25 protein-coding genes are annotated in these 26,584 nt (G+C 59.5%); 17 read left to right on the top strand and 8 right to left on the bottom strand.

Annotated elements, in window-relative coordinates; translation table 11 throughout:
* The first annotated feature begins 165 nt into the window (after window positions 1-165).
* The 3 genes from LC334_RS10490 to LC334_RS10480 are packed head-to-tail and all read left to right on the top strand — an operon-like array spanning window position 166 to window position 3,341.
* A complete protein-coding gene (locus LC334_RS10490; RefSeq protein WP_085800534.1) occupies window positions 166-1,476 on the top strand; it encodes a lipoprotein-releasing ABC transporter permease subunit in 1,311 nt (436 codons plus the stop codon).
* Window positions 1,469-2,152 (top strand): ABC transporter ATP-binding protein, encoded by a 684-nt coding sequence (locus LC334_RS10485; protein WP_085800535.1) that lies wholly within the window; start codon window positions 1,469-1,471, stop codon window positions 2,150-2,152. Before LC334_RS10490 ends, LC334_RS10485 begins: the two co-directional genes overlap by 8 nt.
* A 7-nt stretch (window positions 2,153-2,159) precedes the next feature.
* The gene (locus LC334_RS10480) at window positions 2,160-3,341 is read left to right on the top strand and encodes a glycosyltransferase family 2 protein (RefSeq protein WP_176237690.1); all 1,182 of its coding nucleotides are present in this window, start codon (window positions 2,160-2,162) and stop codon (window positions 3,339-3,341) included.
* Between the two features lie 112 nt (window positions 3,342-3,453).
* On the opposite strand, the gene LC334_RS10475 is transcribed toward LC334_RS10480, so the two are convergent.
* Both LC334_RS10475 and LC334_RS10470 read right to left on the bottom strand, forming a co-directional pair.
* Window positions 3,454-4,533 (bottom strand): DMT family transporter, encoded by a 1,080-nt coding sequence (locus LC334_RS10475; RefSeq protein WP_085800537.1) that lies wholly within the window; start codon window positions 4,531-4,533, stop codon window positions 3,454-3,456.
* 188 nt (window positions 4,534-4,721) lie between these two features.
* Entirely contained in the window at window positions 4,722-5,786 is a 1,065-nt protein-coding gene (locus LC334_RS10470; RefSeq protein WP_223412949.1) for a DMT family transporter, read from the bottom strand.
* 217 nt (window positions 5,787-6,003) lie between these two features.
* On the opposite strand from LC334_RS10470, the gene LC334_RS10465 reads away from it, so the two are divergent.
* The 3 genes from LC334_RS10465 (at window position 6,004) to LC334_RS10455 (ending at window position 8,114) form a co-directional block, all read left to right on the top strand.
* Window positions 6,004-6,888: a hypothetical protein gene (locus LC334_RS10465; RefSeq protein WP_085800602.1), complete on the top strand. Its 885-nt coding sequence runs from the start codon at window positions 6,004-6,006 to the stop codon at window positions 6,886-6,888.
* A gap of 132 nt (window positions 6,889-7,020) precedes the next feature.
* A complete protein-coding gene (locus tag LC334_RS10460; protein WP_223412948.1) occupies window positions 7,021-7,458 on the top strand; it encodes a YHS domain-containing (seleno)protein in 438 nt (145 codons plus the stop codon).
* A 179-nt stretch (window positions 7,459-7,637) separates the two neighbouring features.
* A complete protein-coding gene (locus LC334_RS10455; protein ID WP_085800539.1) occupies window positions 7,638-8,114 on the top strand; it encodes a hypothetical protein in 477 nt (158 codons plus the stop codon).
* Here the strand turns inward: LC334_RS10455 and LC334_RS10450 are convergent.
* Genes LC334_RS10450 through LC334_RS10440 form a run of 3 tightly spaced genes read right to left on the bottom strand, consistent with a single transcriptional unit; the run spans window position 8,111 to window position 10,930 of the window.
* Window positions 8,111-8,710, bottom strand: a complete 600-nt coding sequence (locus LC334_RS10450; protein WP_085800540.1) for a TadE/TadG family type IV pilus assembly protein — start codon at window positions 8,708-8,710, stop codon at window positions 8,111-8,113. The two genes, LC334_RS10455 and LC334_RS10450, sit on opposite strands and share 4 nt — an antisense overlap.
* A 1-nt stretch (window position 8,711) precedes the next feature.
* Window positions 8,712-9,260 (bottom strand): TadE/TadG family type IV pilus assembly protein, encoded by a 549-nt coding sequence (locus LC334_RS10445; RefSeq protein WP_085800541.1) that lies wholly within the window; start codon window positions 9,258-9,260, stop codon window positions 8,712-8,714.
* Window positions 9,257-10,930, bottom strand: a complete 1,674-nt coding sequence (locus tag LC334_RS10440) for a pilus assembly protein TadG-related protein (RefSeq protein WP_085800542.1) — start codon at window positions 10,928-10,930, stop codon at window positions 9,257-9,259. The genes LC334_RS10445 and LC334_RS10440 overlap by 4 nt, the downstream gene beginning before the upstream one ends.
* 401 nt (window positions 10,931-11,331) lie before the next feature.
* Between LC334_RS10440 and LC334_RS10435 the strand changes: the two genes are divergently transcribed.
* The 11 genes from LC334_RS10435 to ribD all read left to right on the top strand — a co-directional run bounded on the left by LC334_RS10435 (window position 11,332) and on the right by ribD (window position 21,908).
* Window positions 11,332-12,765, top strand: coding sequence for a Glu/Leu/Phe/Val family dehydrogenase (locus tag LC334_RS10435; RefSeq protein WP_085800543.1), 1,434 nt, complete (start codon window positions 11,332-11,334; stop codon window positions 12,763-12,765).
* Window positions 12,762-13,385, top strand: coding sequence for a DUF6151 family protein (locus LC334_RS10430; RefSeq protein WP_085800544.1), 624 nt, complete (start codon window positions 12,762-12,764; stop codon window positions 13,383-13,385). Before LC334_RS10435 ends, LC334_RS10430 begins: the two co-directional genes overlap by 4 nt.
* A 131-nt stretch (window positions 13,386-13,516) precedes the next feature.
* The gene (locus LC334_RS10425; protein WP_085800545.1) at window positions 13,517-13,807 is read left to right on the top strand and encodes a hypothetical protein; all 291 of its coding nucleotides are present in this window, start codon (window positions 13,517-13,519) and stop codon (window positions 13,805-13,807) included.
* Between the two features lie 65 nt (window positions 13,808-13,872).
* A complete protein-coding gene (dnaG, locus tag LC334_RS10420) occupies window positions 13,873-15,825 on the top strand; it encodes a DNA primase (protein ID WP_085800546.1) in 1,953 nt (650 codons plus the stop codon).
* 118 nt (window positions 15,826-15,943) lie between these two features.
* Entirely contained in the window at window positions 15,944-17,920 is a 1,977-nt protein-coding gene (gene rpoD / locus LC334_RS10415; RefSeq protein ID WP_085800547.1) for an RNA polymerase sigma factor RpoD, read from the top strand.
* 424 nt (window positions 17,921-18,344) lie between these two features.
* Window positions 18,345-18,620, top strand: coding sequence for a type II toxin-antitoxin system Phd/YefM family antitoxin (locus LC334_RS10410; protein ID WP_085800548.1), 276 nt, complete (start codon window positions 18,345-18,347; stop codon window positions 18,618-18,620).
* A gap of 87 nt (window positions 18,621-18,707) precedes the next feature.
* A complete protein-coding gene (locus tag LC334_RS10405) occupies window positions 18,708-19,085 on the top strand; it encodes a thiol-disulfide oxidoreductase DCC family protein (RefSeq protein WP_306372160.1) in 378 nt (125 codons plus the stop codon).
* An 86-nt stretch (window positions 19,086-19,171) separates the two neighbouring features.
* The gene (locus tag LC334_RS10400) at window positions 19,172-19,708 is read left to right on the top strand and encodes a DUF4166 domain-containing protein (RefSeq protein WP_085800549.1); all 537 of its coding nucleotides are present in this window, start codon (window positions 19,172-19,174) and stop codon (window positions 19,706-19,708) included.
* A gap of 104 nt (window positions 19,709-19,812) precedes the next feature.
* Window positions 19,813-20,232, top strand: coding sequence for a secondary thiamine-phosphate synthase enzyme YjbQ (locus LC334_RS10395; protein ID WP_085800550.1), 420 nt, complete (start codon window positions 19,813-19,815; stop codon window positions 20,230-20,232).
* Between the two features lie 102 nt (window positions 20,233-20,334).
* Window positions 20,335-20,817: a transcriptional regulator NrdR gene (nrdR, locus tag LC334_RS10390; RefSeq protein ID WP_085800551.1), complete on the top strand. Its 483-nt coding sequence runs from the start codon at window positions 20,335-20,337 to the stop codon at window positions 20,815-20,817.
* A complete protein-coding gene (gene ribD / locus LC334_RS10385) occupies window positions 20,814-21,908 on the top strand; it encodes a bifunctional diaminohydroxyphosphoribosylaminopyrimidine deaminase/5-amino-6-(5-phosphoribosylamino)uracil reductase RibD (RefSeq protein ID WP_085800552.1) in 1,095 nt (364 codons plus the stop codon). Before nrdR ends, ribD begins: the two co-directional genes overlap by 4 nt.
* Here the strand turns inward: ribD and LC334_RS10380 are convergent.
* The 3 genes from LC334_RS10380 to LC334_RS10370 form a co-directional block, all read right to left on the bottom strand.
* On the bottom strand, window positions 21,905-23,929 hold the full coding sequence (locus LC334_RS10380) for a capsular polysaccharide biosynthesis protein (protein WP_085800553.1): 2,025 nt from the start codon (window positions 23,927-23,929) through the stop codon (window positions 21,905-21,907). The genes ribD and LC334_RS10380 overlap by 4 nt on opposite strands.
* On the bottom strand, window positions 23,929-25,074 hold the full coding sequence (locus LC334_RS10375) for a polysaccharide biosynthesis/export family protein (protein WP_139836381.1): 1,146 nt from the start codon (window positions 25,072-25,074) through the stop codon (window positions 23,929-23,931). Before LC334_RS10375 ends, LC334_RS10380 begins: the two co-directional genes overlap by 1 nt.
* Window positions 25,075-25,169: 95 nt before the next feature.
* Entirely contained in the window at window positions 25,170-26,462 is a 1,293-nt protein-coding gene (locus LC334_RS10370) for a capsule biosynthesis protein (protein ID WP_085800554.1), read from the bottom strand.
* Window positions 26,463-26,584 lie beyond the last annotated feature (122 nt).

The raw sequence follows: 26,584 nt of genomic DNA, 5'->3' as shown, positions 1-26,584 counted from the left end.
GTACGCCTTGTACGTGGAAAACGTACTTGGTCCTGACGCATTCCGAAAAGAAGCGAATGGGAAGGACGGAAACCTGCCACGCCCGCCTGATTCACTTCGTGATGATCTTGACCTTCCGACGGTCCGCGCGCACTGTCCGCGCCAGACAAAAACCGAGGTTTCATCGTGGCAGCAAGCCCAGCCCCCTTTGCCCCTTTCGAGTGGATGATCGCCTGGCGCTACCTGCGCGCCAAACGCGCCGAGGGTGGTGTGAGCGTGATGACATGGATCAGCCTGATTGGGATCACGCTGGCGGTTTTCGCACTGATCGCGACACTCGCGGTGCGGTCGGGCTTTCGGGCTGAATTTGTCGATACGATCCTGGGCGCGAATGCCCATGTGACGCTCTATAACGCCGGAACGATCAACGAGCAGACAGGCCATATCGACCGTACCCTGCACGACTATGATGCCATGGCCGAGCGGGTCGGCGCGGTGCCGGGCGTCACCCGGGTGGCCCCGCTGGTCAAGGGGCAGGTTATGGCGAATTCGCGGGACCGGAATGCCGGTGTTCAGGTTTTCGGAATTTCGCCGGAAAACCTCAAAACCATCCCGCGGATCAACAATCCTGAGACCGGCATCGGTGACATTGACGCTTTTCGGGTGATACCGGACACGGAGCAGGCCACCGTAGCCATCGGGTCAGGCGTGGCGCGAGAGCTCAGTATTACCGTCGGCGACAAGATCAAGCTGATCCTGCCGGGAGGGGTGAAATCCCCGTTGGGAGCGACGCCCCGCGTCAAGGTTTATGACGTGGCTTATGTCTTTACCGCTGGGCGCTATGACATCGACCGCACGCGCATCTACATGCCGTTCGCCGAGGCGCAGAGTTATTTCAACCGCGAGGGGCGGGCGACCGAGCTTGAGGTAATGGTCGAGCAGCCCGAGGCGGTGGATAACATGACGGCCGATCTGCTGGGCGCGGCGGGTGAACTGTCTCAGGTCTGGACATGGCGCGATGCCAGTGGCGGCTTTCTGCGGGCGCTTGATATCGAGGACAACGTGATGTTCATCATCCTGTCGATCCTTGTGCTGATTGCGGCGATGAACATTACCAGCGGGCTGATCATGTTGGTCAAGAACAAGGGCCGCGATATCGGCATTCTGCGCACCATGGGGCTGACCGAAGGCTCGGTGCTACGGGTGTTCTTTATCTGTGGCGCCTTCACCGGGATGATTGGGACGTTTTTCGGCGTCATTCTGGGATGCCTCTTTGCGATCTATATCGATCCGATCTTCTCGCTGGTGAATGTGCTGTCGGGTGGGCAGGCCTGGGATCCATCGATCCGGGGCATTTACCACTTACCGGCGCAGTTACAGATGGGCGACGTGCTGTCAGCCGTGGCGTTGTCGCTGGGACTGAGTTTTGTCGTTACCATCTTTCCGGCGCGCCGCGCAGCGCGGATGAACCCGGTTGAGGCGTTACGCTATGAGTGAGGTGATGCTGGCGCTTCGCGGCGTGGAAAAGGCCTATAATCGGGGGCAGAGCAACGAGGTTCGAGTGCTGAACGGTGCCGACCTCGAGATCGCGCCGGGCGAGATGGTGGCGCTGGTGGCGCCATCGGGCGCTGGCAAGTCGACATTGCTTCATATAGCCGGGCTGCTGGATACCGCCGACACCGGCGCGGTGCAGATTGGCGGGACCGATATGGCCGGGTTGAGCGACAGGCGTCGGACGGTGGCGCGGCGGCGTGACGTGGGGTTCGTCTATCAGTTTCATCATTTGCTGCCGGAATTCACCGCGCTGGAAAACATCGTCCTGCCACAGCTTGCCAATGGCGTGGCCCGTGATGAGGCCGAGATGCGCGCATATGACCTGCTGGCCCGCGTTGGAGTGGCCGAACGCGCCGGGCACCGGCCCTCGGCCATGTCGGGGGGCGAACAGCAGCGGGTGGCATTTTGCCGGGCGCTGGCCAATCAGCCGCGGTTGCTGTTGGCGGATGAACCCACCGGCAATCTTGATCCCGGGACTTCGGATCAGGTGTTTCAGGCGCTGGTGGAGCTGGTGCGCGGTACCGGTCTGGCGGCATTGATCGCCACGCATAACCTGGAGCTTGCCGCCAAGATGGACCGGGTGCTGCGTCTGGACAATGGCACGCTGGTGCCGGGATGAGAGTGTTGTGACCGACAAAGACTCGATTGACGCGCCGGTTTCCGTCGTGGTGCCCGCTAAGGATGAAGCCCGGACGATTGTCAGGGTGATCGAAACCATGGCGGCGCTGCCGAAGATCGACGAGGTGATCGTGGTCGACAACAATTCGACCGACGAAACCGCATCGGTGGCCGCGGCGGCGGGTGCGCGGGTGGTGGCCGAGGCGCAGCCGGGCATGGGCCATGCGATCCGGGCCGGGTTTATCGCGGCGCGCAATGACTGGGTGATCAAGGTTGACGCCGATCTGGACCGGTTCGACATGTCGCTCTTCTCGCGCATGATCGAGGCGCGTGCGCCAGGGGTCGGGCTGGTCAAGGGAATATGGCAGGATCCGCGCGATCCGATGCCGATGACACGCTATCTGGTGATCCCCGCGTTGCGGCAGATGTATCCCGGGCTTGGCGGGCTGTTGGCCCCGAATTCGGGCATCTACGCCTTTGATCGGTCGCTGATTGCGCTGCCTGAACTCGTGGGTAGCTATGCCGCTGATCTTGACGTGCTGTTGCGGGTTCATGCGTCGGGGGCCGGGGTGGCTGAGGCTGATATCGGCAGGATCGCGAACAATCCCCGTGACCCATCGCATTACGCGTCCATGACCGAAGTGATCATGGGGTTTTTCCTGCGCAAGCGGGATTTGCGGATCACCGAAGAGATCGTGGTGCTGGCAGAAAGTGCGACACAGGTGATCACGGGTTGCCTGGGCAGGCTGGTCGCGCATCTGCGTGCGGGTGGGAGAGTAACTGTCTTCTTGCGCAATCCCGGATCAAGCGCGGGGCGGGTGCTGAACGAGGCGTTGCAGGTTTTCCCCACGGCTGCTGTGCGGCCTTTCGGCGATGCGGCGGGTTTCAGGCCCGCTGATACGTCTTCTTGCCTGCACCTGATCGCGCCGCATCCATCGACAGGGCAGCAGGACGGTGTGCGGACGGCGCTCGCCATGCAGGAAGCGCTTGATGTCGATGCTGATATCCTGCTGCTGTCTGTCGATCCGGATGGATATGAGATAGCGGATTTCCGCGCCGATACCGGCCTTGATATCGCTGAAGGGCTGGCAGTCAAGCAGGCGGCGCTGGCCCGGTTGGATCGCGGCAACTCCGACGCTTTGCCGCGAGAAGTATTCGAAACCTATCTGCCCTCAGGCGATATATCCTAGCGTTGCCGGTCGGCGCCGGATCAAATCCGATGATCTTCGTGCACCGATGACCCATTGTCCGGAAATGCATACCTCAGAACGAGATCGGCGATCGCTGGCTTGTGCCGATCGGTCAGGCGCCCTTGAAGTTGATACGCGACTCATGCGCCAGCGCTTCATCTGTCCGCATGTCCACATCCGTGGCCTGTTTGCGGGCCTCTTCCGCCTCGGCGGCGCGGCGTTCAGTACGCTGGCTGCGGATGCGGCCGAACTGACCCACGGCGATGGCCGCCAGGATGATCAGTCCGCCGGGGATCAGACCCTTGCCGGGATCTTCACCCAGAAGCACCATCGCAATCACCAGTGCCGCCAGCGGTGAGAACGAAGTGGCCAGCGATACGTCGCCCGAGCGCGCGTGTTTCAGCCCGAGGTTCCACGCGAACTGGCCAATGATGATGACGATGATCGCGTAGACCCAAACATATTTCAGCACGATGGGCTGGAACAGGTCCTGAAAGTGATTTGGGCCATACAGGTAGAGCGCCAGGAAGTAATAGATGATCGTGCCCAGAACCGTGCGGTAGATCGAAAAGATACCCAGCGGTATCCCCTGCAAACCGACCCGCGTGACCAGCGTCGAGGCAATGAAGGAGAGCGTGGCGAAGATGGTCGCGACCTCACCTTTGCCAAGGGTGAATGCCGCGCCGTCACCTTTGAGCGCGATGATCACCACCGCGCCGACCAGTGCGATCAGTCCGGCGGCAAAGGCCCAGGGGTCAAGCTTTTCCTTGAGGAAGAAGAACGTGGCGAGCAGAAAGAGCGGTGGCTCGATCCGGCCGATCAGCACCACATTGGTGACGGACGTGTAGTCAAGCGCGATGAAAAACAGCGCCGGGGTCAGCGCAGAGGACAGGAAGGCCGAGAGGGTGAGTACCCCCCAGTCCTTGCGGGAAAGCTTGCGAAGGTTCTCGCGCGTCCAGTCGCCGTAGAACATGAAGACCATCGGCACCAGGGAAATCAGGCTGCCCAGAAACAGAAGGTTGCAAAGCGACACCGCGTTGCGGCCCATGACCGTGTTCTGGCGCCCGATATCGGCCAGAAGCGAGACGATGGAATTGGAAGAGGCGTAGACGATTACCGCCAACCAGACCAATAAGGTACCCATCATCGCCTTGGACATGCCGGTGTTCTGTTGCGTCTCTGCGGTGCTCATGATGTTGGTCCTGTTGCAAGCGTTATACCTGCATAGGGGGGCTGTCGTCGCTGGGTCAAGCATCATGCACCGGTATCGCCGTCACAAATGCATCACGTTGCGGTTAGGCGGCGAAACAATGTTTCAGACGGGTGGTTTGCGTCACGCCCGCGTGCTGATGTGTAACAAATCAAGGAGTTGCGGGAGGATCAGGCGCCTTTGAAATTCAGCTTCCCCTCATGCTCCAGCGCCTCGCCGCTGGCACGACGGCCGGCCTGGCGGCTGTGCCGGCGGCCGATTTGCCCGATGGCGATGCCGGCCAAAATGATCAGCCCGCCAGGAACAAGGCCGGGACCGGGGTCTTCGCCCAGCAGATACATGGCGATGATGATCGCGGCCAGTGGCGAAAACGACGTAGCCAGCGAGACATCACCTGATCGTGCATATTTCAGCCCGAGGTTCCATGAGAACTGCCCGATCACGATCACCACGATGGCGTAAATCCAGATCCATTTCAGCACAACGGGCGCGAAGAGATCCTGAAAATGCCCGGGCCCGAAGAGATACATCGCAAGCAGGAAATAAAGTGCCGTCCCCAGCACCGTGCGATACACCGAGAAGATACCGAGCGGTACGCCCTTCAGGCCAACGCGGGTCACGATGGTCGAGGCGATGAATGAAAGCGTGGCGGCGATGGTCGCCAATTCGCCCGCGCCGAACGTGAACAGCGCACCGTTGCCGCGCATGCCGATCATCACCACGGCGCCGACAAGCGCCACCAGCCCGGCCCACATCGCCCAGGGATTCAGGTCTTCGTTCAGAAAGGCCCATGTGGCGAGCAGGAAGAGCGGCGGTTCGATCCGGCCGATCAGGATCACATTGGTCACCGTGGTATGTTCAAGCGCATAGAAAAACAGCCCCGGCGTCACCGCAGAGGACAGAAAGGCCGAGACGGTCAGAATAGCCCAGTCATGTCGGGACAGCCTGGCAAGTTTCTTGCGTGTCCAGTCCTTGTGAAAGAGCATCACCATGGGCACCACTGAAATGAGCGATCCGAGAAACAGCAGGTTGCAATAGGTGATGGCGTTACGCCCCGAGGCCACCGGATTGGCCTTGCCGATATCCACCAGAAGCGTGACGATGGAGTTCGACGAGGCATATACGATGACCGCCAGCCACGCAAAAATCGCCCCGATGGTGACCAGTGGCAGGTTTTGCCGGACCTTGTCGGTTGGTACCATTCCCTGAAGGCGTTTGCTTTCGGTGAAACTCATCGGCCCTGTCCCTGAAGCGCGAGCGCGCATTGTGAGATTGATGGTAACTATGTGCGTGGTCACACGGGGATCACGTTCGGGTTAGGGCACGAAAACGTGTTTCAATCACGGGTTGTGTTCACATCTGCGCGATTGGCGCGCGCTCATTTGCGCTTGTGCCTATATGCGTGAGGTTGCAGATTTGTCGGGTCAGCCCCGCAGCGAAGAAAGAAAGAATATGATTGAAAATGAGGGACAGCGCGAGCAGAAGATCGTCACTATTTTTGACGATATCTACAATCTGCCGGACTGCAGCACCTATTACCGGGCGATGGATCATGCCGGGTTCCGCACGGCGCATCATGCGGCAGCGGCGTTCCGGGCGGTGCTGGCAGAGCTGAAGCGGGTGCGGGGGGTGTCGGATGCCTGTATCGTGGATTTTGCCAGCGGCTACGGGATTGGCGGCGCGTTGACCCGGCACCGGATTACGCTGAATGACGTGCTGATGCGCTATCGCGACGACTGGTTCGATAACGCTACGCCCGAGGCGGTCATCGCCGCCGACCGGGACTGGTATGCGGGGCATCGGCGACCGGGCGAGGCTGACACTTACGTGGGCATCGACATCGCGGAGAAGGCGCTGGATTATGCCAAGGCCGTTGGCATTTTCGACCAGGTCTTTGCAGAGAACCTGCAGGCCGATGATCCGAGTGCCGGGTTGAGTCAGGCGCTTGCTGTGACCGACCTGGTGATCGAATGCGGCAGTGTCGCCCATATGTTGCCCGCAGCGTTGGCGCGGGTGCTGGACGGTGCGCGGGGCCGTGCCCCTTGGGTAATTACAGCCCCCATACGCGGCAACGATACCGCTGAAGCGCTGAAGGTGATGCAGGAGAACGGACTGGTGGTTGAAAAGCTCGGCGTGCCGCCGTTTCGCCATCGACGCTTTGCCGATGACGACGAACAGGCCCGCGCCATCGCAAATGCCGAAGCGCGGGGTCACGACACGGAAGGCTTTGAAACCGAGGGGTATTTCCACGCGCAGCTATTTCTGGCGCGGCCTGAAGGTGAGGTCACCGAGGTATCGGCCTGGCCGGAGTCTCCGCGTGCCGCCCCGTCGGCGTGATCCACGCCCAAAGCGCCAACACGGCGCATCACATTCGCGCAAGGGGCCTTTCACGGCGGGCGTGGCGATACCATTCTGCTGGCAAGAGTTGCTGACAGAAAAGGAAAAGATATGCTGACTCGCCGCCAATTTATGAGCCTTTCCGCCGCAATACCCACTGTGGCGTTGCTAAGCAGTCCCGTCTTTGCCGCAACACCTGCGGTTTTTGCCAGGGGCGGGGTGGCGATAAACGGCTATGATCCCGTGGCCTATTTCCGCGCGGATGCGCCGGTGAAGGGCAAAGCCGCCCATACCGTAAGTTGGCAAGGTGCCACATGGCAGTTTGCCGATGCCGATAACCGCGCGGCATTTGAAAGCGCGCCTGAAGATTTCGCGCCTCAGTATGGTGGCTATTGCGCTTATGCCTTGTCGAAAAACGCTATCGCCAAGACCGAGCCTGATGCCTGGACGATCAATAACGGTAAGCTCTATCTGAACTACGACACCTCGGTACGCGCATTGTGGCAGCGAGATATTCCGGGCAATGTTGCACGGGCCGATGACAACTGGCCCTCTGTTCTGCACAGCTGACCGGGTCTGGTGCAGCAGGGATGACTTCAGGTGGCCAGTGAAAAGGTTCACCTGACCGCTGAGGCAGGTTAGGTCGGGAAATTCATCCGGATCAGAGCATTTCCTCTCTCCCGTCGCCGGGTACTCTCTCGTATATCTCTGGCAAACCGGGTAAGGCCAATGCCAAGGGAGAGGACGCAATGGACGACGATATTCTGATGGCTATTCATGCCTCGGCACCGCGCCGTGTTTTCGGGGTGAGCGTGCTGGGCCTGCTTGGGACAATGCTGATATTCGTGGCCCTGTCGCAGCCGCCGTCAAACCCGGCCTGGGCTATCTTTCTTCTTGGTTTCGGGGCCGGCGCGGTCTGGATGGCCTACCGGATGTGGGAGGTCACGCGTCACCGGCTGGAACTGACGGAAACCGAGCTTCGTAGCAGCGATGGCACGGTGATCGCACAGACGGGCGACATCCGGTCGATGGACCGAGGCATGTTTGCCTTCAAGCCCTCGAACGGCTTCATGCTGCGGCTGAAAACCAAAGCCCCGCGCCGCTGGCGGCCGGGACTTTGGTGGTCACTGGGTGATCGCATCGGCGTGGGTGGTGTTACCTCAGCCCCGCAGACCAAAGCCATGGCCGAGATGATCTCGGCCATGATTGCAAGCCGCCCTCACTAGGATGGTGCTTGATAGCAGGACTGCGCTTCATAGCAGAGCTGTTCGGTAAAACGCGGTTTGGTGAACAGGCGCGTATCGATTTGTACGTTGCCGCTGAGACCGACATTGAAAACCGGCTGGTAGGTAGATGCCGCTTCGACAAGGATCAGGTCTTCACCGTCATTCATGATCGGCAAGGTATCGAATGAGTTACGCACGTCATTGGTTGTGAGTGCAGTGAAGCCGCCATTGCCGCGCACCTCGGACCAGCGAATCCAATATTCGTTGTCGTTGGCGTCGTCCGGATCATTGGTTTCGAAAACGACGACGGAGATACGGAGCTGATTGTTGCCGTTGTCATTGCTGATCCCGTCAAACAAGGACATCGCATTGTCGATGTAGACGTCTTCGATGCCTTGTTCACGCGAAATCAGGTCCGCGATCGTGTAGGTGGCCTTTTCGCGGGCACTTCTGTAGCGATGTACTTCGAAGAATTCCCAGGTAGCGACAAGGGCCCAAACCAGCAGGGGCAGGGTGATCACGGTTTCCACCATGACCGAGCCATCCCGTTCGCCGCAAAACCTGCGGATCACTCTGTGACAAAAAGACTTTTCCATTTTAAAGAGGCTCCTGAACGAAGGCAGTCGTCGATACGATAAAGGGTTTTCCGTCATCGTCCTTTGTCATCGCACTGCCCATGACTTCGGTCGGGAAAATCGGGTCATACCGATAACAGGCACGCAGAACCATAAGCTCATTTGCGGTGCCGCTTGTGAAGTCGGTGTCGTAGTCCACGGGATCTACCGAGTGGGCATTTTCCACGCATTTCGGCGTTGCATCCAGCGTTGCATAAGCGCGCGGGTCGACGGGCTGCATTTCCAACCGCAACTGGCCGTCACAATCCAGCAGAACCCCGACAGAATTGTCGCAAATGACCTGCTTGATCTGATCGTGGTTGCCGGGATCACCCGTTCCCAGGCGGATTTGGCGGACAGCGATGTCCAGTCCACGCTCCAGCATGGTGTGACGGATGGTCACGAAACCCAGTTCAATCGACATCGTCACCAGCGTAATGAAAAGCGGCGCGATGATGATGAATTCGACCGACGCGTTTCCGTCCTCGCTCCGGCGGAAACGCCTGAGATATTTACCCAACAGATGTCTCATTGCGTCAACCTCAGGTTTTGAATGCTCGACGCGATCGATCCAAAGACGCTTGCAATGGACAGGCCGGAATTGGGGTCGCCATTGCCGAACACGGAGGCACGGTAGTATCTGTCTTTGTTGTCGGCGCCCACGCAATCTTCCAGTTCTTGCTCGGCAGTACCACCTTGGGGAACATCAAAGCCGATTGTGTAGATCACGACATTCTGTCCCAGGGCAGCAGTGCATGAAGCGTCCATCCGCGTGTTTTTCATCGAGCCGGTGACGCGTCCGCTATCTGCATAGTCATTATAGGCACTGTTAACGCCAGTTGCCGATTTATGGTAGTCCGGCGACATCAACCCCCAGGCTTCTTCCCAATCCAGGCGGATGGTTTCCTGGTAGTTGGTCAGGGTGTTTTCCAGATCATCGAACTCGGCTTGGGTAAGGTACTGACTGCTGTGGACATCGTCGATATCCGTGTAGTCATTGTAGACGCTCGAATAGATGAAGTAGGCCGACACCGGGTTACCGTTGTTCTGGTATTTAACCTCGTAGAGATCTGAATTCGGCCCGCGATAGTCGGCCTGAGTGTGGCTGTCCGCAGTGCTGGGGTCCAGCAGATCATTCGGGTCGTCGAAGAAATAGGATGATGTATTCGCACCGTCACCCATCATCACGATGACCTTCTGAGTCTCGGGTTCGGAGTAGCTTGCGGGCACGTTGGTCAAGGTGTTGGCGACATCGCCGTCCGCGATCAGCTGCGTCGTGACGGGGCGAAAGGCGGGATCAAGCAAGCCTGCGGCCCATTTGATGCCCTCGTTGCCCGATGTATTGCCGTCAGCCTGCAGGGCATCGATCTTGTTGTGCAATGCAGTTTCATTGATGGAATAGGGTAAAATCTCATGCGCAGCATCGTTGTAGCATGAGCGCCACGAATCATTCAGCGTGTTGAACCCGCCGCTAACGTCATAGCGCGAAGTGTAGATCTGCTGTACGTAGGGTTGTAACGGATCGATTGCCGTATCTTCGAAATCATCGTCCTGGAAGACGATACAGGTGGCACCTATACTCTTATAAGAATGCCTCTCAATCACATTCAGAGCTTCAAACATATTTATGGTCGGTGTCACGCCAAAGCTGAACGGGACGATCGAAATCACCGCGTCGCCCGGATCGGCACTTTCCAGCATGGTCGTCACGAATTTTTTCGCGGCCTTCTTCAGGTCTGTGAGCTTGTCGCCTGCCATCGAGCCCGACACATCGAGCACCAATGCAATCTCCAGTTTCGGAATGCGTTTTTCAGCAGTGGCGGTTCCTGACGCGCTCAGCGTGTCAACGCCCATGAGTTGCATCAAATATGTATCGACTTCGATCGACGTGTTCACGGTAACCTTGGATGTGTTCAACGTAATGTCGATGTCATCTGGGCCAAAATCTTCCAGGGCATCGGCCATGCCGATCTTTTCGAAGTAGTCACGTACCACCGTTTCCGCCGCTGCGTTATTTGGGGCTGTGGCCCCCGCGAGCGAGGCGGCGTCTGCAATAGCGGCGATACGCGTGCGTTCCATTTCGTGACGCATCGTGTCGATACCGATGCCGCCCATCATCAGGAACACCACAAACATTACGAGCATGAACGCTACAACCGCGCCGTCTTCATCGCGGCAGAAGCGGTTCAGATGTCGGGTCATATACTTTTGCAAAACCCTATTTGTCGGTTTTTGCGTCAGCGAATTAAATTTCGTTTCATTACTCATGTCGATACCTCTTGGGGCTAGCAGACGCCCGGCGGTACACAATGCACCAACTTTTTCCTCGCCTATTTCTGTGGCGAGATTATGGCGATGAGGTCAAAATTAACTGTTAATTAACACCGTATTAGCATCAAATTTAACACAATATAGACGCGGTTTCAGGATTGTGCGCGCTTGGTTAACGATGCGGGGAAACGAGATGGAGCTGACCTTGCGCGCGCGTCCACGAAAACCGTGGGGTGGACAAAACCACCGTAAGGTTTAACGATTGGCATACTTCCGGCGGGATACAGATATGAGCGAACGGGCCCGTCCAACAAATTTCAGGGAGAGATATCATGAACGCACCCATAAACGAGCCAAGTTTCCGCGAAAGCGTCGATCTGATGTTCAACCGCGCGGTGGCGCTGATGGATCTTCCCCCCGGTCTTGAAGAAAAAATCCGCGTCTGTAACGCGACATATGTGGTGCGTTTCGGTGTCCGGCTGCGCGGTCAGATACATACGTTTACCGGCTACCGCTCGGTCCATTCCGAACATATGGAGCCGGTCAAGGGCGGCATCCGCTACTCGATGGCGGTCAATCAGGACGAGGTTGAGGCGCTGGCGGCGTTGATGACCTATAAATGTGCGCTGGTCGAGGCGCCGTTCGGCGGCTCCAAGGGCGGGCTCTGCATCGATCCACGTGAATGGGACGCGCATGAGCTGGAACAGATCACCCGGCGGTTCGCCTACGAGCTGGCCAAGCGCGACCTGATCCACCCCTCCCAGAACGTGCCAGCCCCCGACATGGGCACCGGCGAGCGCGAGATGGCGTGGATCGCCGACCAATACAAGCGCATGAACACCACCGACATCAACAGCCGTGCCTGTGTGACCGGCAAGCCGATCAATGCCGGCGGTATTCAGGGCCGGACCGAGGCGACGGGCAGGGGCGTGCAATACGCGCTGCAGGAATTTTTCCGCCACCCCGAGGATATTGCCAAGGCGGGCCTGTCGGGCACGCTCGATGGCAAGCGGGTAATCGTACAGGGGCTGGGGAACGTGGGCTATCACGGCGCCAAGTTCCTGCAGGAGGAAGACGGCTGCGTTATCACCGGCATCATTGAGCGCGACGGTGCGCTGTTTAATCCCGACGGGATCAATGTCGAAGAGGTCAAGACCTGGATCACCAAACATGGCGGCATCACCGGTTTCCCGGACGCCACCCATACCGCAGAAGGCTCGGCTGTGCTGGAAGAGGAGTGCGATATCCTGATCCCGGCGGCGCTGGAAGGCGTGATCAACATGGGCAATGCCGACCGGATCAAGGCGCCGCTGATCATCGAAGCCGCGAACGGCCCCGTGACTGCTGGCGCCGATGAGGTGCTGCGCAAGAAGGGCTGTGTGATCATCCCCGATATGTACGCCAACGCGGGTGGTGTGACCGTGTCCTATTTTGAGTGGGTCAAGAACCTCAGCCATATCCGTTTCGGCCGTCTGGGACGCCGCCAGGAAGAGGCGCGCCACCAGTTGATCGTGGATGAATTGCAGGGGCTGGATGACCATCTGGAGCATCGCTGGTCGATGTCGCCCGACTTCAAGCAGAAATACCTGCGCGGCGCCGGCGAGCTGGAACTGGTCCGCTCGGGCCTCGATGACACCATGCGCGCGGCGTATCAATCGATGCGTGAGGTCTGGCATGGCCGCGAGGATGTGGATGATCTGCGGGTAGCCGCCTATCTGGTCTCGATCGGCAAAGTGGCTGACAGCTACCGCGCTCTGGGGCTGTGAGGCGTCGCGCCGCGGCGGGGTTGATCGAGAAATCCTGCCGCTGCGGCGCGACCAGACTTAAGATCAATGTGCCCGCCCCGTCGGCGGGCACACGCGTTCGCTGCTACTGCGCCGATTGCCAGACCGCCGCGCGGCTGCATGATGCCGGGCAGGATATTCTGACCCCGGCGGGCGGTACCGATATCTGGCATACCACACCTGACCTGATCACGATCGACGCCGGAGCGGAGACGCTGGAAATCTCGCGCCTGTCTCCGCGTGGCGCTTTCCGTTGGTACGCGGGATGCTGCGGCTCACTGATGTTCAGCACCACGCGCCACCTGAAACTTCCCTTCATCAGTGTGGCCTTCCGGCAGCCGGAGCTGACAGGGGTAGACGCGCTGCTGGGGCCGGTCAGGTGCCACGCCTTCACCGCTTCGGCGCGCCCGCACAGCACGTCCCCCCGTGCCGACAAGGGGATGCCAAGGGCCGGGCTTCTTGCCCTGAAACGCGCCTTACTGGTGTGGATGAGTGGCCGGGCGCGGATCAACCCTCTGTGCCGGTCCGACGGAAGGCCCATCGCCCCGGTCACGGTGATTTCGCTGGACGCGCGAAAGGCAGCACGACCCGATCACCTGTAACCGATGGGTTTTGCTTGCTTGGCAAGCATTCGCCATAGCGACAATGTTAGAGATTTTCCCATTATACGTGGCCTGACATCCCGGATGAGATAAGGTACTGAGACGTAAACCGGGAATACCACGAGGCACATATGCTACGTATCATTGCTCTTTTCGCCTTCCTTGCCACGCCTTTGGTGGCGCAGGATAAAGAGATGCTTTGCAATATTTCGGGTGAGATTGTGCAGGCGGCGGTAGATCAGCGTGTTGGCGGCGTCGACGAAGAGACCGCTGTCAAGAACGTGGTCGAAACGCTGCCTGACGACAAGGCCAGGTTCAAACCGGCTGTCGAGCCGCTGGTGCAGTGGGTCTATACGCTGGAACCTGAGGAACTGACCGAGGAGGTCGCGACCTCTTACGTGCTGGCCTGCCTGTCGCAATAGACTTACCCCCAAGAAATCGGTTTCGCCGGGTGGACTCGGGCGGGCTTGCATCCGATATATGATACATGAGTCTGCCACCCGGTTTTCTGGATGAACTACGCACCCGCACCTCGCTGACCCAAGTGGTGGGCCGCAAAGTCATGTGGGACGCGCGCAAATCCAATCAGGGTAAGGGCGATATGTGGTCGCCATGCCCGTTCCATCAGGAAAAGACCGCCAGCTTTCACGTCGATGACCGCAAGGGGTTTTATTACTGCTTTGGCTGCCACGCCAAGGGTGATGCGATCAGCTTTGTCCGTGAAACCGAGAATGTCGATTTCATGGAAGCGATCAAAATTCTGGCTTCCGAAGCCGGGATGACGATGCCTGAACGCGATCCTCAGGCGCAGGCCAAGGCTGATAAACGCACCGAGCTGGCCGATGTCATGGAAATCGCGGTTCAGCATTTCCGCCTGCAACTCAAGACCGCCGCAGGGTCCGCCGCGCGCGACTATCTCGACCGCCGCGGTCTGAAGGAGGCCACGCAGGAACGGTTCGAGATCGGGTTTGCGCCCGATGCCTGGCAGGGTCTCTGGGATCACCTCAAGGCCAAGAACATCGAGGATGATCTGATCCTGGGCGCGGGGCTGGCCAAACCCTCGACCAAGGGCGGCAAGCCTTATGACACGTTCCGGGGCCGCATCATGTTCCCGATCCGCGACGCGCGCGGGCGCTGTATTGCCTTTGGCGGTCGGGCGATGGACCCGAATGACAACGCCAAATATCTGAACTCGCCGGAAACCGAGCTGTTCGACAAATCCCGCACGCTCTATAACCACGGCCCCGCGCGCGAGGCGGCAGGCAAGGGCCAGCCGCTCATTGTGGCCGAAGGCTACATGGATGTGATCGCGTTGGTCGAAGGTGGTTTTGGTGCGGCGGTGGCGCCCTTGGGCACGGCAGTAACCGAGACGCAGCTTCAGATGATGTGGCGCGTGGCGGATGAGCCGGTAATTGCACTTGATGGCGACACGGCCGGCCTGCGTGCGGCGCATCGGGTGATTGATCTGGCGCTGCCGCTGCTGGAGGCGGGCAAATCGCTGCGGTTTGCCCTGATGCCCGAGGGCAAGGACCCCGACGATCTGATCCGGGCCGAGGGCAAGGCGGCGCTGCAAAAGCTGGTCGATAACGCCTGGCCGATGGTGCAACTGCTCTGGCAGCGCGAGACCGAGGGCCGCAATTTCGACAGCCCCGAACGCAAAGCGGCGCTGGATAAGGCCCTGCGGGAAAAAATCATGCTGATCCGCGATCCGTCGATCCGTAGCCATTATGGTCAGGCGATCAAGGACATGCGGTGGGAGCTGTTTAATCCGCGCCGCTCCTCGGCCAAAGCGCCGCGCCGCGCGGGCGGGAAATGGCAGCCACCGCCTGCCAGCGCCATGCCCTCAACCAAATCCTCTCTGCTGGTCGCGGCAGGGGATGATGCGCAGATGCATCTGCGTATCGGAGTCATTCTGGCCTCTCTGTTGGCGACACCGGAGATCTGCACAGAGTTCGAGACGGCGATCGAAGATCTGGAGTGCCCCAATCCTGATCACGCCCGCCTGCGCGATTTGATCTTGCGTCACGCTGATGCCGGGGCCGACACGCTGGAGGCGCATATTTCCGCAGAATTGGGCGAGGCGACCCTTGAAAAGCTACAGGCACTGCCCCATGTGGCCCTAGCACCCCCCGTTCGCAATCCGGGCAATCTGGAGATCGCCCGCATGACCATCGCCGAAGAGCTTGCCAAGATCGACGCCGAGCGCGGATTGAGCGCCGAGGTCAGCGAGGCAGCGGAAGATATCGCCGGGGTTGCCGACGAAGCCGTCACCTGGCGTCTAAGCCAGGCGGCCGAGGCCCGTAACCGGGCCATCCGCAGTCAGCAGGAGGACCGGGCGGAGTATGATCTGGGTGCCAACGGTGCGCGGGTCAATCGGGGTGAACGGGAGCGATTTGGGGCGCTTCTCGACAAGATCAACTATTCCAAACCGCGCCGCTGAGGTTTTTTGGTGAGGAAAAGGTAAACAAAACAGGGTAAACGGAGTGCGAATCACTCTGATTCGCGTTAATGATTCGCAACCGAATCACCTCGCCGCCCCGCTTGAGCAGGAGACATCAATGGCCGCCAAAGACAACGACGACCAAAAGCCCGACGATCAGGATGGCGAACATTCGCTGGACATGAGCCAGACCGCGGTCAAGAAGATGATCGCCGAGGCACGCGAAAAAGGTTTTATCACCTACGATCAGCTCAATAACGTGCTGCCGCCTGATCAGGTCAGCAGCGAACAGATCGAAGACGTGATGTCGATGCTGTCGGAAATGGGCATCAACATCATCGAGGATGACGAGGCCGAGGAAGAGGAACAGAAATCAACCGCGCTGGCTGAAACTGGCAAACGTGGTGAGATCACGCTCGGCTCGGGCAAGGAAGAGAAGCTAGACCGCACTGATGACCCGGTACGGATGTATCTGCGTGAGATGGGCAGTGTCGAACTGCTGAGCCGCGAAGGCGAGATCGCCATCGCCAAACGCATCGAGGCCGGTCGGAACACCATGATCGCGGGCCTCTGCGAAAGCCCGCTGACCTTCCAGGCGATCACCATCTGGCGCGACGAACTACTGGGTGAAGACATCCTGCTGCGCGATGTGATTGATCTGGAAACCACCTTTGGCAACCAGATGGGGGATGACGAGGATGAAACCCCCGTGGTCGCCAATGTCGCCGCCGCCCCCTCCGAAGGCAAAGAGGACACGCCCGAGCTTGACGCTGATGGCAACCCGATTGTCACGGATGATGACGACGATGAGGACGAACAGGCCAATATGAGCCTTGCGGCGATGGAGGCCGCGCTGAAACCGCGCGTGCTTGAAACGCTTGATCGCATCGCCGACGACTACGTCAAGCTGAGCGAAATGCAGGACAGCCGGATTTCGGCGACCCTGAATGAAGACGGCTCGTTTTCCGAGAAGCAGGAAGGCACCTATCAGAAGCTGCGCTCGGAAATCGTTGAGCTGGTGAACGAGTTGCACCTGCACAACAATCGGATCGAAGCGCTGATCGACCAGCTTTACGGCATCAACCGCCGGATCATGCAGATCGATTCTGCGATGGTCAAACTGGCCGATCAGGCCCGGATCAACCGCCGTGAGTTCATCGAGGCCTATCGCGGCCGCGAGCTGGATCCGAACTGGCTGGATGACATGGCGCAGAAATCCGGCCGGGGCTGGCAGATGTTCATGGAACGCTCACCCGAGAAGGTTGAGGAACTGCGCGCCGATATGGCGCAGGTCGGTCAATATGTCGGCCTCGATATCCCCGAATTCCGCCGCATCGTTCAACAGGTTCAGAAGGGTGAAAAAGAGGCCCGCAGCGCCAAGAAAGAAATGGTGGAAGCCAACCTGCGCCTGGTCATTTCGATTGCCAAGAAATACACGAACCGCGGGTTGCAATTCCTTGACCTTATTCAGGAAGGTAACATCGGCCTGATGAAGGCCGTGGACAAGTTTGAATACCGCCGCGGCTATAAATTCTCGACCTACGCCACCTGGTGGATTCGTCAGGCCATCACCCGCTCGATCGCCGATCAGGCGCGCACCATCCGTATTCCGGTGCACATGATCGAGACGATCAACAAGCTGGTCCGTACCGGCCGCCAGATGCTGCACGAGATTGGTCGTGAGCCCACGCCCGAGGAACTGGCCGAAAAGCTACAGATGCCGCTGGAAAAGGTTCGCAAGGTGATGAAGATCGCCAAGGAACCGATCTCGCTTGAGACGCCGATTGGCGATGAGGAAGACAGTCAGCTTGGCGATTTCATCGAGGACAAGAACGTGGTTCTGCCCCTCGACAGTGCCATTCAGGACAACCTCAAGGAAACCACCACGCGGGTTCTTTCGTCTCTGACGCCGCGCGAGGAACGCGTGCTCCGGATGCGGTTCGGCATCGGCATGAACACCGATCATACGCTCGAAGAGGTCGGCCAGCAGTTCAGCGTGACCCGCGAACGTATTCGTCAGATCGAAGCGAAGGCACTGCGTAAGCTGAAACACCCAAGCCGGTCGCGCAAGCTGCGGTCTTTCCTGGATCAGTAACGCGTTCAGGCGCCCTGCCGGTCAGCCATCGCCACTTTGCTGTCGGTGTTGGCCTGCCAGGGTACCTTGATCGCGAATTCCGTCCTCGGTGCGTTTGGCATCTCGCGCACCCTCAATCCCGCTATCGTCGTGGAAATCACGATCCTGTCGGTGGTTGGGCTATTCTTCGCGCATCGTCGCCACGGCTTCTTGGCACCGTCTGTCGTTGCTGTCATAGGGTGTGCCGCACTGATCGTGACATCATTTTTACCTATCGGCTATCGCCGAGGTGTTGGTGTTCGCACTTCTTGACCTGGCTGTATGGATGAATTGGCGCAGGGTGTTCGCGATCTGAGGAAATCTAAAAATTCAACCTATGAGCGAAAATATGCTCAATATAGTCGCACAGGTTGTTATACTTGGCGGGACGGCGTAGGCGACGGCCATGAAACAGGCAAAACTAACCGAGCTTCGCAGAAATCTTTCCACCATGCTGAACGCAGTGAACAACGATCACGAACCGCTGATCGTGACTCGCAGGCGTGGCAAGCCGGTGGTCATGATCTCTCTTGAAGATTTCGAGGCAATGAGCAGACCCGCCACTCAGGTCATGGCGTCCCGCGATAGCGCACGATTGCTCAGTTCATTGACCGAAGTTGATGAAATAACCTTTGTCGCCAACACGCCAGAAGAACCGGAAAAGCACGGTCAAAAATACTGATTGTGGGCTAAAGCGCGCTGCGTCAATCACCCTCTTGAGGTGTTGGCGGGGTCATGTCATGCCGTTTGCTGACCAAAGATGGCCGGTATGATCAATCGAAATTCGCAACCCGTCAGTGTTCTTCCCGCCGATCTGCGCCGCGACCTGCGCTCGGATTCGATTGTCTTTGATGGCGAATGTGTCCTTTGTTCGGGGTTCTTCCGCTTCATGCTGCGGCGGGACCGGAAACACCGCTTTCGCTTTGTCCTCGCGCAATCCGATCTGGGAACCCGGCTTTACCGTGCGCTTGATTTGCCGACGGACGATTTTGAAACAAACCTGGTGATTGTGGACGGCGTTATCCACCAAAAGTTGGACGCCTTTGCCGTTGCGATGCGCGCCATCTGCTGGCCGTGGCGGGCAATGTCGGCGCTGCGCTTCCTGCCGCGGGTGGTGAAAGACCCGGCTTATCTGGCAATCGCGTGAAACCGCTACAGCCTGTTTGGCCGAACGCAAATCTGCATGATCCCCGACGACGCGATCAAGGCCCGTTTTCTCCCCGGTGGTTGGTGATGAGCGGTGATCCGTTCTGGCATGCGATCAGGGCGCAGCGGCTTGACGTACCGTCCGCGGTGCTGACGCTGCATAGCGGGCAGGGTACGAAGCATTATGTGGGCCAGTGCGACATCACCCGAGGCTCTGGCGTGCTGGCCCGTCTGGCGCTGCGTCTGGCGGGGTTCCCGTCGGCGGGACAGAAGGTGCCCACCCGACTGACGATCAATACCCGCGAGGGCCAAAGCGAGTGGGTGCGTGATTTTGGCGGCCATGTGACCCGCTCACATCTCAGTTTCGATTCTGTCAGGTGCCGGATTATCGAACGTTTCGGCCCGGTGCGGCTGACGTTGAGCCTTGGTGTGATACCCGGAAAATTGTGCATGGAAATCGCGTCGTTGCATCTGTTTGGCGTGCCAGTGCCCTGCAAGCTTGTCCCGCTCAGCCAAACAGTCGAATACGAAGACCCGGATGCCCGGTTTTGTTTTGACGTGTCCGCCCGGGTGCGGGGCGTCGGGTTTCTTATCCGTTACGCTGGTGTGCTTGTGCAGGAGTGAGCAAGGCAACCTGTCGGGATGGGGCGCAGGTGATGGCCGCTTCGTTTTGTCCGTCGCCAACACCGCTTGCGCAACGCCCGGCTTTGCGACAGGGTCGCCGTCAGATGCAGACGATATTTACAATCCAGACCCACGGCCAGGGCCTTTATGAAATCACAGCGCAGGTTTCAGCCTGGCTGCATGAGGCCGGTGCCGATCAGGGGCTGCTCACGCTTTTTATCCGCCACACATCGGCCAGTCTGTTGATCCAGGAAAATGCCGACCCTGAGGTGCAAAGCGACCTTCTGCATTATTTTCAGCGGCTTGTGCCACCTTCCACTGACGCCTCCATGTCCTATTTGACCCATACGTACGAGGGCCCCGATGACATGCCCGCCCATATCAAGGCGGCGATGATGCCGGTTAGTTTGACCATCCCGGTGGGGAACGGGCAAATGATGCTGGGCAGGTGGCAGGGAATTTATGTGTTCGAGCATCGAAATGCGCCTCATAGCCGCCAGATCGCTGCTCATTTAGCGGTGTAATTTCCCCTCTACCCAAAACCTTGCGGCTGTCCTATAGTGGCAGCGATATCTGGGCAAAAGACCCATACGACAGGTGGTAAAGAAGAAAAAAGGGGATGCCCGATGCGCTGTCCGTTTTGCGGAAATATAGATACTCAGGTCAAAGATTCCCGCCCCGCAGAAGATCATGTTTCGATCCGGCGGCGCCGTTTCTGTCCTGCCTGTGGTGGGCGCTTTACGACCTATGAACGGGTTCAGCTGCGCGATCTGGTGGTGGTGAAGACCAATGGACGGCGCGAGGATTTCGACCGCGACAAGCTGGAACGCTCCATTCGCATTGCCCTGCAGAAACGGCCCATCGAACCTGATCGGATCGAGCAGATGATCTCGGGCATCGTGCGGCGGCTTGAAAGCATGGGCGAGACGGATATCCCGTCGAAAACCGTCGGTGAGATCGTGATGGAAAGCCTGGCGCGGATTGATACCGTGGCTTATGTCCGCTTTGCCAGCGTCTACAAGAATTTCCAGGCGGCCGATGATTTTGACAAGTTTGTCAGCGAGTTGCGCCCCGACACTTCTGTCGCCGACGACCCCTCGGACGGGTGAGCAAGCAAGACGAGAGGTATATGTCGCTGGCCCTGATGTTGGGCCGGCGGGGGCAGGGGCGGACCTGGCCTAACCCTTCCGTGGGATGTGTGATCGTGCGAGAGAGCCGGATTATCGGACGTGGCCGCACCGCAGATGGCGGGCGCCCCCATGCCGAGACCGAAGCGCTGAACCAGGCAGGAGCGGCCGCGCGCGGTGCCACTGCTTATGTGGCACTTGAACCTTGTGCGCATCACGGCCAGACCCCGCCCTGTGCCGAGGCGCTGATCGCGGCGGGCGTGGCGCGCGTGGTGGCGCCGATGGCCGATAGCGACCCACGTGTGGCCGGGCAGGGCTTTGCACTATTGCAAAAGGCCGGGATCGAGGTGACGACGGGCGTTCTGGCCAATGAAGCAGCACGCGACCTTGACGGCTTCCTGATGCGCACGGAACACGGCCGCCCGCATCTGACCCTGAAACTTGCCAGCTCTTTTGACGGTCGCATCGCCACAGCGACGGGCCAGAGTCAGTGGATCACTGGCCCCGCCGCCCGCCGCCATGTCCACGCGCTGCGCGCCCGCCATGACGCGGTGATGGTCGGTGCGGGAACGGCCCGGATGGATGATCCATCCCTGACGGTGCGGGATCTGGGCATCGCGCAGCAACCGGTGCGCGTGGTGGTGTCGCGCAGGCTGGATCTGCCGATGATGTCGAAACTCGCGCGCTCCGCCAAGCTGGCACCGCTGTGGCTGTGCCATGGCCCCGATGCCGACCCAAGCCTCGTCGATGCCTGGCAAGGGATAGGTGCCACGCTGATACCCTGTGGGCTGACGGGGCGGCAGTTGGATGTCCGATCGGTGCTGCAGGAATTGGGCGCGCAGGGCTTGACGCGGGTCTTCTGCGAAGGCGGTGGCGGATTGGCGGCATCCTTGCTGGCGGCGGACCTGGTCGATGAGATGGTGGGATATACCGCTGGTCTGGCGATCGGGGCCGAGGGGCTGCCCGCAATTGGTGCCCTAGGTCTGAGCCAGTTGCGGGACGCGCCACGATTTCACCTTGTCGAAAGCCAGACCATTGCGGGTGACATGATGCACCGCTGGGTGCGGGCCTAGCGCCAAAAGCCTGCATATGAAGCGAAACAGCCCTGTAGCTTGGCCAACAGGCGGTTACCCGCGCCGGGATGAGGAATGGCGCCCGAGGCCAGACGGTCCATCGCCACTTCGACCGGGCAAGCCGTGCCGGTGACGGGATCAAAGTAGCGCGGGTAGTCGATCAGCGACGCGTGCACAAGACCGGTCAGATCGGGCCGCGCCGTCCGGCGGCCGGGGATATCACCCAGATCGCGGGTCAGACCCCAGCCAGCATAGAACGGTGCGCCCGTGGTGACGACCGGTACGCCGCGGATCAGCGCTTCGAACCCCATAAGCGAGGTCATGGTCCACACCTCATTGACCTGCTGAAGCAACTGCGCCGGATCGCCTTGCACCACTATCATATCCGCCAGTTCAGCGATTTCAGATTGATCGACATCGCCGGTTCTGAGGCCCGCTTCGACATCCGGATGCGGCTTGTAGAGGATTACTGCATCGGGGTTTTCCTCGCGCACCCTGCGCAACAAGGCCAGATTGGTGGAAATCTCTCCGGCGCCTAGCTGTATCGAGGCGTCATCTTCGACCTGGCCGGGCACAAGGATACGGTGTCCGCGGGGCAACTCGGGCAGTGCGCCGCCCAGATTGTATTTCGTGAGGCCAAGCTCGGTGATCCGGTTGATCAGCCTGGTCGCCCGGATGTCCTGATCTTCGCGCAATTCGGCGCGCTTGATGATCCAGTTTTCAAGTCGCGAGGGGCGGTGGGGGTCGTAGTAGATGCCAAGATCGTCACATACCAGCGACAGGGGCGGCACAAGTTCGGCCCCCAACCCGCGCGAGCGCAGAAAGCCATCTTCCACTCGCACGGCAGTGTCCGGTGCCTGATCGGCCTTTGCGGCCCAGACCATTGCCGGTCTGTCGGGATCAGGTGTCTTGCTATTGCGAAATACGATTCGGCGATGCTGTCCGAAGAAACGCTGCAGTGGTTTGCGCTTCCACAGGCGCATGCCGTGTGCAGCCCAACCGCGTCTGTCCTCACGCCAGCAGCGGGTTTTTGCGTCGAGGATGGCAAGCGTGTCTTCGATCTCGCACAGGCGGTCGCGATGCGGGTCATACCAGGCCGGGTAGAGAATCATGGCCGCCGCAAAAAGTTGCGCACGGCTCAGGTTGCGCCCGCGCCGGGTGAGGTGCACGGGATGGCGGTCGTCGCTCAGACCCCAGCCCGCGTAGAATGGCTGACCGAAAACCTGCGGCCGGTGACCGGCAAAGATCGCCTCGAACCCGAGCTGGGAACTGACTGTGTAGACCGCCACGGCCCCCTCGAAGAGCGCCCAGGGACTGACCGGATCAGAGAGTAGTGTCACCCGGTCCGATGCATCTTCAGGCCCAAAATAGCCAGGCCGGTGGCCTGCGACGGTTTCCGGGTGTGTCTTGATCAGGATCTTTGCGCCGGGGTTGTCCTCCTGAGCATAATACAGCATCTCGCGGAAAGTGTTGGCATCGGCCTGGCCGTGGGTGACGCTGGCATCGCCCCGGGTCTGATCGATCACCAGAACATAACCCGGATCGGGGCAGGGTGCGGCGGGGTCAAACGCATTGTACTTGCTTAGATGCGCCTCTTGCAGATAAGCAATGGCGGCGCGCGCGCGGTTCATCAGCGCGGTGTCATCCAGAGGGTGTGCCGCCAGCAGATGTTCAAGATCCGAGGGCTGACTGCTGTCGAAATGTATCCCGCGTCGATCAATCACCAGCCCCAGCGGCAGATCATTGTCGCGGCCCGGCTTGACTGATCGTAAAAACGCATCCTCGACCCGGATCAGTTCTGCGCCGGTCTGTGCGGCAACGGCTTCGCCTCGTTTGGCATAGGGCGAATGACCCCAGACAGCGATCTGGTCATCTGGGCCGGGTTTGCCCAGTTGCAGCGGATATCCGGCCAAGGCCAGTATCCGCCGGATACGGCGTTGGCGCAGAAAACCTGCGTTGAAATAAAACACCCGCCGGGGCGTGGAAGCCTCGGCGGGCGATGCGTCAGCAGGGGCGGACATCACTGCCCGAGGGTTTCGCCTGCGGTCGAGATTGAGCCGACCGCGCCAAGCGTGCCGGTCAAAGCCGATACCACCTTGCTCCACTGAGCGAAGGGTGCCTCGGTCACGTAGATGGTATCGCCATCACGGACGGAGAAATCGCGGGCTACGAACACGCCATTGGGCTGGGTGAGGTCCAGAACGTAGACAAGGCGTTGCGCCCCTTGCAGATCATCGCGTGCCAGCACCTGATTGGCGATTTCAGCCGGTTCGTTGCGCATGACGAAGACGCCGGTGGGATCGGCCGAGCTGGCGGTCAGCCCGCCGACGGTGGCGATCGCTTCAATCGCGCTGAGGGTTTGGGTTTCGAAGGTTACACGTGCCTGCGCCCCGGTTGCGCCCAAGACGGAGAAGGCGCGGGTATCCTGCTCGACCAGAATACGATCGCCGCCGCGCAGGGCGATGTCGAATTTCGGGTGTTCGAACAGGTCCTGAAACCACACCTTGGATCGGTGCGCGCCGCGGATCACGGTGATCTGGGCCACTTCGGGCGGGATCGAGACACCACCGGCAGCGGCCAGCATCGCCGAAAGCGTACGGGTGGGGCGTTCGATCGGATAGACACCCTGGCCGTTGACCGCACCAACGATTGACACGGTCGCGCCGTTGCCTGCCAGCCTGCGTACTTCAACTTGCGGGTCGGGCGTTTGTTCATCCAGCTTGTTGGTGATGATGCGGCGGATGGCTTCGGGTGAGTTGCCCGCCGCGCGGATACGCCCGGCATAGGGAACGAAGATGAAACCCGCGCCATCGACCTGCACCTCTTGCAGGGTTGTCTGGCTTTGGGCTTCGCCTGTAAGCAACCCATCATCGACATTTTCCCAGATGGTCAGGCCCAGCGTGTCGCCGGGGTTTATGGTATCTGAGCCAAGCGTGGCTGCGTTGAGAAACCCTTGGCTGAAGCCAAGCGCGGGTTGTACCGCTGTCGCGCGCGTCACCCTGTCATTGACGGACACGACAAAGGCATCGCCGGACCGTTGAACCGACCCTTCGTAGATTTCACGCTTGTTCGGGCCCACGCGCGGCAACGTGCTGCACGACGCAATCAGGGCAAAAATCGCCAAAAAAGCGACGGACTTCGCCCATCGTTTGGATTGGGAGTTCACTGCTCGGTCTCCTCGACCTGTTTATACTGCCTCGGTCTTTTTTTGTAAGGTTAGCGGAATCACCCAGCAAAATCCAGTATTTGTAGGTGGTTCTTCTAGCTGACGACGCGCAACTGTTGCCGCGCCGCCGCGGTCCCCAGTTTCAGCGAGTCGTACGGATCATGCGGCGAAAGCATCATGTCTACCACCTGCCGCAGAAGCTGGCGGCGCCCTCGGGCCGAATAAAACCCGCCCGCAACCTGGCTTGTTGCCAACAGAAACCGACGATAATCCGTGTAGGCGCGGTGATCGGGACGTTCGGCGCTGGCAAAAAAGCTGGTCAGCGGTGCGGTCGAGACAAATTCGGGTTTGTCATAAACCGCCTGACCAAAGGTTTTGAGCGGAATGCCGCGCCACAAGACCTGTTGTGCGGCGGTGGAGTTGACGGTGACAGCGCTACGCGCCTCGTCCAGAAGCCGCGCCAGCTTGCCGCCGCGCACGTAATGCACCCGCCTTCCAAGCCCATAGATTTCTTTCAGCCGCTTCAGTTCCTGTCGGATCGGCGCGCGGCCATCTTCCAGTGGATGCGCCTTGAATACCAGATGGTGATGCGGCGGCGCGCCCTTGGCAAAGCCTTCGATCACGGTTTCCAGAAACTGCGTCATGGAGGAAAACGGCGAATGTGCCTGAAACGATGCATCATGTTCCAGCTGTAGCAGGGCAAGATGATAAGGAAAGCCGCCATATTTGATCCGCAAGGTGGCAATGCGCCGGTCAAGTGCCTGTACGGGCATCAGCAACAGACGCCGCAGATAAAGCTTGAATTCCTGCGATACACTGAGCGCCCTGTGAGGTTTGAAATGCCGATAGCGGCGGTTTTTTAGCAAAACAAAGCCGTGATAGACTGCGCCGTAGAAAATGTGCTGGCGCATATCTCCCCAGCTGGCTGGCGGCAGCGGAGCATCCGTATCAGATTGTTCAAGGGCGCCGCGCATATCCGTGATGCTCATCTCCATCAGTCTGGAGTGACCATTGCTGCCCTGCCGCTCGTACGTCACCCAGTAGGGTCGCAGATACCCTTCCTCGAAGACGTGGATACGCAGTCCGGCGCTGCGCGCAACCTCAACCGCTTGCGCATGAATGGCGCGGATGTCGCCGTATAGCACCAGGTCGGTGGCATTTTTTTCAGATATCAGCTGTACAAACCGATCGGGCCAGTCGCGTGGGTCCTCGCAAAAGGGAATGTAGCTGGCCTTGTCGCGCCAGAACGCCTGGTCACCTGCATTGAAACCGACGCGCCAGACCTTCGCGCCCGATTTGCGCAGCATATCGCCCAGCTTGTTGAAAAACGGCCCGTGCGGCCCCTGGAGAAACAGAAAGGTCCGATCTTTTCCGGTCAGGACGTTCATTTACACCTCAACCCTTTAATAACCTCGTTCGTATTTGAGCTAGGTTAGCGCAAATTTTTAATGCAACAGGCCGCATCGCTTGCCACCTGTCGGCTGCAAGTCTAAAGCGGACAAAGTTAATT

The organism is Roseovarius aestuarii, assembly GCF_019966515.1.
GTDB classification, from domain to species: Bacteria; Pseudomonadota; Alphaproteobacteria; order Rhodobacterales; family Rhodobacteraceae; genus Roseovarius; species Roseovarius aestuarii.
This window is presented reverse-complemented; position numbering and strand designations above follow the sequence as displayed.